Annotated in this window: 7 protein-coding genes and 1 pseudogene; 4 read left to right on the forward strand and 4 right to left on the reverse strand. The window is 72.8% G+C overall.

Translation table 11 applies throughout. The features are described 5' to 3' along the window. The 4 genes and pseudogenes from V7793_RS31495 to V7793_RS31510 all read left to right on the forward strand — a co-directional run. Positions 1–675, forward strand: a 675-nt coding sequence (locus V7793_RS31495; RefSeq protein WP_336013031.1) for a TetR/AcrR family transcriptional regulator, incomplete at its 5' end; no start/stop codon positions are given. Between the two features lie 59 nt (positions 676–734). After that, on the forward strand, positions 735–1448 hold the full coding sequence (locus V7793_RS31500; RefSeq protein WP_336013032.1) for a YoaK family protein: 714 nt from the start codon (positions 735–737) through the stop codon (positions 1446–1448). 65 nt (positions 1449–1513) lie between these two features. Then, positions 1514–2425 (forward strand): annotated as a pseudogene (locus tag V7793_RS31505) (sensor histidine kinase); the annotation flags it as partial. Beyond that, positions 2422–3093, forward strand: a complete 672-nt coding sequence (locus V7793_RS31510) for a response regulator transcription factor (protein WP_336013034.1) — start codon at positions 2422–2424, stop codon at positions 3091–3093. The pseudogene V7793_RS31505 and the gene V7793_RS31510, both read left to right, overlap by 4 nt. Before the next feature lie 45 nt (positions 3094–3138). Here the strand turns inward: V7793_RS31510 and V7793_RS31515 are convergent, their stop codons facing one another. From V7793_RS31515 to V7793_RS31530, 4 genes are all read right to left on the reverse strand, one after another. Beyond that, positions 3139–3786: a DUF4360 domain-containing protein gene (locus V7793_RS31515; protein ID WP_336013036.1), complete on the reverse strand. Its 648-nt coding sequence runs from the start codon at positions 3784–3786 to the stop codon at positions 3139–3141. A 60-nt stretch (positions 3787–3846) separates the two neighbouring features. Beyond that, a complete protein-coding gene (locus V7793_RS31520) occupies positions 3847–4494 on the reverse strand; it encodes a DUF4360 domain-containing protein (RefSeq protein ID WP_336013037.1) in 648 nt (215 codons plus the stop codon). Positions 4495–4681: 187 nt separating this feature from the next. After that, entirely contained in the window at positions 4682–5452 is a 771-nt protein-coding gene (locus tag V7793_RS31525; protein WP_336013040.1) for a GNAT family N-acetyltransferase, read from the reverse strand. A 58-nt stretch (positions 5453–5510) separates the two neighbouring features. After that, the gene (locus V7793_RS31530; protein ID WP_336013042.1) at positions 5511–6197 is read right to left on the reverse strand and encodes a ribonuclease H family protein; all 687 of its coding nucleotides are present in this window, start codon (positions 6195–6197) and stop codon (positions 5511–5513) included. Positions 6198–6202 lie beyond the last annotated feature (5 nt).

A 6202-nucleotide genomic window follows, 5' to 3' on the forward strand; every position in this document is an offset into this window, starting at 1 on the left:
ATCGTCCGGGCCGCCGTCGCCATCGCCGACGCCGAAGGGCTGGCCTCGCTCTCCATGCGCGGCGTCGCCGGCCGCCTGGGGGTCGCCGCCATGTCGCCCTACCGCTACGTCACCGGCAAGGACGACCTGGTGCTCCTCATGGCCGACGCGGTGCTGGCCGAGCTGGCCTACCCCGACGACGCGCCCGCAGGCTGGCGGCAGCGCCTGGAGCTGGGGGCCCGCGCGCTGTGGGCGGTGCACCGCAGGCACCCCTGGCTCGCGCACATCGGGCCCCTCACCCGCCCCCTCGCCGTGCCCCGGCTCATCGGCTACTCCGAGTGGATGCTCGGCGCGCTCGACGGCCACGGCCTGGCTCCGGCGACGATGCTCGACCTGAACGTCCTGCTCTACAGCTACGTCCAGGGCACCGCCGTCCACCTGGAGCGGGAGGCCCAGGCCGCGAGCGAGTCCGGGCTGTCCGGGGAGGAGTGGCTGGACTCCCAGGCCGCGGCCTACGACGCCCTCACCTCCTCCGGCCGCTATCCCGTCTTCGCCAGGGTGACCGGGGCGTTCGCCGAGGGCGACGGCTACGACCTGCGCCTCGACGAGGTCTTCGAGCTCGGCCTCACCTCGATGCTGGACGGCCTGACCGCGCTGGTCGAGGGCCCGGGGGCGGGGCCGGGCCGGGAGGCCTGAACGGCCCACGGACAGCGCAATCGGCGCCGGGTGCCACGGGCCCGCCGACAGTGGTACCCGTGAAGCTGCAGCCCGGTGCCGCCCTCACGACGGCCATGGTGGCGCTGACCGTGACGACGGGGATGGTCGAGGCGGTCAGCTTCCTCGCGCTCGGCCCCGTCTTCACCGCCGTCCAGACGGGCAACACGCTCTTCCTCGGCTTCGCGGTCGTCGGATCCGGGGAGTTCTCCGCCGCCGCGTCGGGGGCGTCGCTCCTCGGGTTCGCCGTCGGCGCCGCCCTGGGGGCGCGGCTGAGCTCCCGCGCGGACGCCCTCGGGCGCCGGTGGTTCGTGCAGGCCCTGGTCGCGGAGTCCGTGCTGCTGGCCGTCGCGGGGCTGACGGGCCGGACCGTCGAACGGTTCGGCCATCCCCTGACCTTCCGTCAGTACCTGGTGACGACCCTGGTCGCCCTGGCCATGGGCATGCGCAACGTCACGACCTTGCGGGCGAGCGTGCCGGACATGCCGACCACCGTCATCACCCGCACCATGACGGCCCTCATCGGCACCTCCCCCTTCGGCCTCGACTCCAGGATCCCCTCCGGCACCGGCTACGAGCTGCGGCGCACGGCCTCGGTCGGCGCGATGTTCGCCGGCGGCCTGCTGGGCGCATGGATGCTCCACGAGTCCGTACGCCCTCCCGCCGTCCTCCTGGTGACGTCCGCCTGCGTCCTGGCCGTCGCCCTCGCCCTCACCCGCACCCGCACCCCGCGCCGCGACACCCCGGACCCGTAGTACCGCAGAGCTACGCCGCGGGTGCACTCCCGCGGGGGACGCCGGCCACGGGCCGCGGTCCGTAGCTTCCGGGGCTGGCCGACACGGCCCTGGCCACGCAGGACCACAACCTGGCCGTCACCCGGGGCTCCATGGTCTTCCTCGCGGCGGTCGTGATCGGGGCGGCGCGGCGCTCCGGCCGCCTGGCCAAGGCCCGGCTGGCCGAGCAGGAGGTGCTCACCGCCGAGGAGCGGGCCCGGCGCACCCTGCTGGAGGAGCGCAACCGCATAGCCCGCGAGCTGCACGACGTCGTCGCCCACCACATGTCGGTGATCTCCATCCAGGCCCAGGTCGCCCCGCACCTGGTCACGGACCCGCCGCAGGAGCTCAGGGAGAACCTCGCGGGCATCCGCCAGAACGCCGTCGAGGCGCTGGCCGAACTGCGGCGCGTCCTGGGCGTGCTGCGCTCGGAGGACGCCCGGGCCGACGGGGTGCGGCACGCTCCCCAGCCCACCCTCGACCGGCTGGACGAACTGCTCGGCAACGTCCGCAGCGCCGGCCTCGCGGTCACCTCCTCGGTCGCCGGCGAGCCGCGCCCGCTGCCGCCCGGCGTGGAGCTCTCGGCGTTCCGCATCGTCCAGGAGGCCCTCAGCAACGCCATGCGGCACGCACCCGGGGCGTCGGTGCGGGTGGAGACCGCGTACGGGGCGCGCCGGATCACCGTGCGGGTCGTCAACTCCCCGCCGGACAGGCCCGCTCCGCGCTCGCCGGGTGCCGGGCACGGGGTGCTGGGGATGCGCGAGCGGGCCGCCATGCTCGGCGGCGACCTGGCCGTGGGCCCCACCCCTGACGGCGGATACGAAGTGACCGCCGCCCTCCCCTGCGACCCTTCCGGCCCTCCCGGCCCTTCCGGCCCTCCCGGCCCTTCTGATCCTTCCGACCCCTCCGGCCTTCCCGGACTCCCCGCCCCTTCCGATCTTTCCGAGGACGCCCGGTGACGACCATTCGCGTGCTGATAGCCGACGACCAGATGATGGTCCGCCAGGGCTTCACGGTCCTGCTCGACGCCGAACCCGGCATCGAGGTGGTCGGCCAGGCCGTGGACGGCCTCGACGCCGTCGCCAGGACCGCCGAGCTCGCTCCCGACGTCGTCCTGATGGACATCCGGATGCCGGAGCTCGGCGGCATCGAGGCGACCCGCCGCATCACCGCCCCGGCGGAGGCCGCCACCAAGGTGCTCGTCCTGACCACGTTCGATCTCGACGAGTACGTGTACGAGGCGCTGCGCGCGGGCGCGTCCGGATTCCTGCTGAAGGACGCCTCGGCCGAGGACCTCGCCCAGGCGGTCCGGGTGGTCGCGGCCGGGGACGCCCTGCTCTCCCCGAACATCACCAAGCGGCTGATCTCCGAGTTCTCCCGCATGACCGGGGCTCCCCGCGCGCCGCTGAAGGAGCGCGTGGGGAGCCTGACGGAGCGTGAGACGGAGGTGCTGTCCCTGGTGGCCCAGGGCCTGTCGAACGCGGAGATCGCCGCACGGCTGGTCGTGGCCGAGCAGACCGTCAAGACGCACGTGAGCAGGATCCTGGTCAAGCTGGGGCTGCGGGACCGGACGCAGGCCGCGGTCTTCGCGTACGAGACGGGTCTGGTCAGACCGGCCGGCTACTGACACGGGCCGGCGGATCGGGGGAACGAGGGGAGGAGGGGCGGCGGATCAGCGGGGGCACTGCTTCCAGGCGAAGTGGTAGAGCGTGCTGATGCTGCCGTCGGTCGAGTCCATCGCAAGGAAGCTCGTGGTGCGGGTGGGGTCCGACGTGCCGGCGTCCACCCGGAGTTCGGTGTTGATGTTCAGGTAGCGGACGGCCCCGCAGGGCGCGTAGACGAGCGACTCGATCTCCGTGAGGTCGGACGTCTGCCAGTTGTCGTGGAGCGGGCCCGCGAAGTGGTGGTTCACGTACGTGGTCTGCGACATGCCCTGGAAGTAGTAGTTGGCCCGTTCCAGGCCGGTCGCGCCCTTCTCCAGGTGGGCGAAGCCCCGGTAGTCCGCCTCGGCAACCGCGTACGTGAAGCCCTGCGGGACGCGGACGTTCAGGCTGAGCTGGCAGTTCTTGCGGAAGTCGGTCGGCTTGGCGCCCAGGCCCACCTGAGCCTGGTAGTTGCTGTAGGTCACGGTGAAGGCGGTGTTGTCAGGACTGACGGTCACGTTTGCCGTTCCGGCCGGACAGCCCGAGCCGTTGACGCCCACCACATCGATCACGATCTTGTCAGGCGGAGGGTCCCCATCCGCAGCGGCCGACGAGGGCATCATCGAAGCGGCGAGCAAGGCGACGGCCGCGCTGCCGATCACCACCGGTCTCAACATGGAGATACCTCCCCCTGGTCCAGGAATCACGGACGAACACCTCTGACCCGAGACGGCCGGTCAGGGGCACTCCTTCCACGAGAAGTGGTAGAGCGTGCTCACGCTGCCGTCGGTGGAGTCCATCTCCATGAAGCTGGTGCTGCTCGACGGGTCCGAGCTGCCCGCGCTCACCCGGAGCTCGGTGTTCACGTTGAGCAGCCGCTGTGCGCCGCAGGGGGCGTAGACGACTTCCGACGCGTCCGTCACGTCCGTCGTCTGCCAGTTGTCATCGAGCGGACCGGCGAAGCGGTGGGAGACGGAGGTCGTGTGGGACATGCCCTGGAAGTAGTAGCTGGCCCGCTCCATGCCCACGGCACCGCTCTCCAGGTGCGCGAAGCCGCGGTAGTCCGCCTTGGCGATCGCGTAGGTGAAGCCCTGGGGGACGTGGATGTTCAGGCCGAGCTGGCAGTTCTTGCGGAAGTCGGTCGGCTTGGCGCCGACTCCCACCTGGGCGAGGTACTTGCTGTAGGTCACCGTGAAGGCCGTGTTGCCCGACGCGACCGCCACGGCGGCCGTCCCCGCCGGGCAGCCGGAGCCGTTGACCGACATGACGTCGATCACGACCCTGTCCGGGGGAGGCACCCCGTCGGTGGCGGCCGACGAGGGGGCGAACGATGCGGCGGCCACCAGCGCCACGGCCGCTCCGGCGGTCATCACCGGTCTGAACATGGGATTCCCCTTTCTTTCCCTTGCGCGGACTCGCTGTGCGCGCGGCCCATGCCACCACTGGGGAGGGGTCGTGCATAGGCCAGGTTGAGCCGACCCTGCGGACGGGCCGGCCGCCTCCTGGGTCCCGGTGGCACCGGTGGCCCTGGTGGCACCACCGGCAGCATCAGCAGAAGGGAACGGGGGCGTCCTAGGCGCGTTCGAAGGAGTGCATGCGGCCGACGGCCGTGAAGCCCCGGCGCGCGTACCAGTGGCGCGGCCAGTCTTCGGCCTCGGCGATCAGGAAGCGCGTGCCGCAGCCCGCGGCGACCGACATGCGCAGGGCGGCCGCGAGGACGGCGTCCGCGTGGCCGCGCCCGAGGTGGGCCTCCGAGGTGACCAGGTCCTCGATCTGGGCCGTGCCCGAGGCGCGGTCCATGTACAGGTCGGCCCAGGACGCGACCTCGCCGTCCTCCGCGCGCGAGCCGAGGAAGTGCACGACGTCGGCACCGCGCCGCCGGGCCTCGCGGCGCTCGACGAGGTGGCGCACGACTTCCTCCCCGGCGTCCGGGAGGAAGCCGTGCCAGTTGCGGGTCAGCGGGACCCGGAGGTCGTCCAGGCCCACGACACCCGCCTCGCGCCCGGAGCCCGGGGCGGGCGGGGGGCCGGAGTGCAGCATGATCAGGCAGACCGAGTGCTGGTAGCCGGCCCGCACCAGGGGCTCCGCACAGGCCTGCCCGGTCGCGTCGTCCAGGACCGATATCAGGCGGAACGGAAGGTCCCCCAGCGCTTCGTCCGCGAGGGCGGGCAGCGCGGCGGGGTCCACCGCGCCGTCGATGACGACCTGGTTGTTCCCCCGGGAGTGGGCGAAGGCGTCGTCGCGCGCGGCGAAGCCGCCCGGGAGGGTGAGGGTGCGCCCGGCCTGGCGGCGGGCGAATTCCGAGACGAAGGCGTGAATCCGCCGCAGTTCGAAGTCCGGCATGGGCCGAGCGTAGGCGGCGGCCCGGGCGGAGCGCGCGGCAATTACGGGGCGGCGGCGCTCACGTGGCCGCGGCGCACGACGGGTGGCCCCATCCGCGCTCGCCCTTGGAGATCTTCTCGCCGACCGCGTACGACTGGCCGCACGGGCAGCGGCCCGCGAACTTCGCCTTGATCGTCGCCGTTCCGTTTCCGGAGGAGCGCGGCTTGCGGGTCTTGGGCGGGCCGGAGCGCCGAGGCGCCGAGGCCTCGCGGGGCGCCGGCACGGGCATGCCCTCGGCTCCCTGCGCGGTGCCGGCCGCCTGCTGGAGGGACGCCGCGTCGCTCGCCGCCTGGTCGGCGATCGCGTTCAGGGGGTCGCCGTTCTCCTGGTGGGCCGGCACGTACCGGAAATCGACGGTGCGGCCCGCGAGGAGGGCGTCGATGCGCACGACGAGGTCGCGGTTGGCCACCGGCGAGCCGGACGAGGTCTTCCAGCCGTTGCGCTTCCAGCCGGGCAGCCACTTGGTGACGGCGTTCATCGCGTACTGCGAGTCCATCCGCACCTGCATCGGCACGGCCGGGTCCGTGGCCTCCAGGAGCCGTTCGAGGGCGGTCAGCTCCGCGATGTTGTTGGTCGCCTTGCCGAGGGGGCCGGCCTCCCAGCGCTCGGGGGTGCCCGTCGCGTCGGCGACGACCCAGGCCCAGCCCGCGGGGCCGGGGTTGCCCTTCGATGCCCCGTCACAGGCGGCGATGATCTGTTCAGACATCCCTC

It is taken from the genome of Streptomyces sp. KLMMK (assembly GCF_036961605.1).
Taxonomy (GTDB): domain Bacteria; phylum Actinomycetota; class Actinomycetes; order Streptomycetales; family Streptomycetaceae; genus Streptomyces; species Streptomyces telluris.

Bases quoted from the DNA above. Each gene is read 5' to 3' on its own strand.
- V7793_RS31525 (WP_336013040.1), bottom strand. From the start codon at position 5,452: ATGCCGGACTTCGAACTGCGGCGGATTCACGCCTTCGTCTCGGAATTC.
- V7793_RS31515 (WP_336013036.1), bottom strand. From the start codon at position 3,786: ATGTTGAGACCGGTGGTGATCGGCAGCGCGGCCGTCGCCTTGCTCGCC.
- V7793_RS31520 (WP_336013037.1), bottom strand. From the start codon at position 4,494: ATGTTCAGACCGGTGATGACCGCCGGAGCGGCCGTGGCGCTGGTGGCC.
- V7793_RS31530 (WP_336013042.1), bottom strand. From the start codon at position 6,197: ATGTCTGAACAGATCATCGCCGCCTGTGACGGGGCATCGAAGGGCAAC.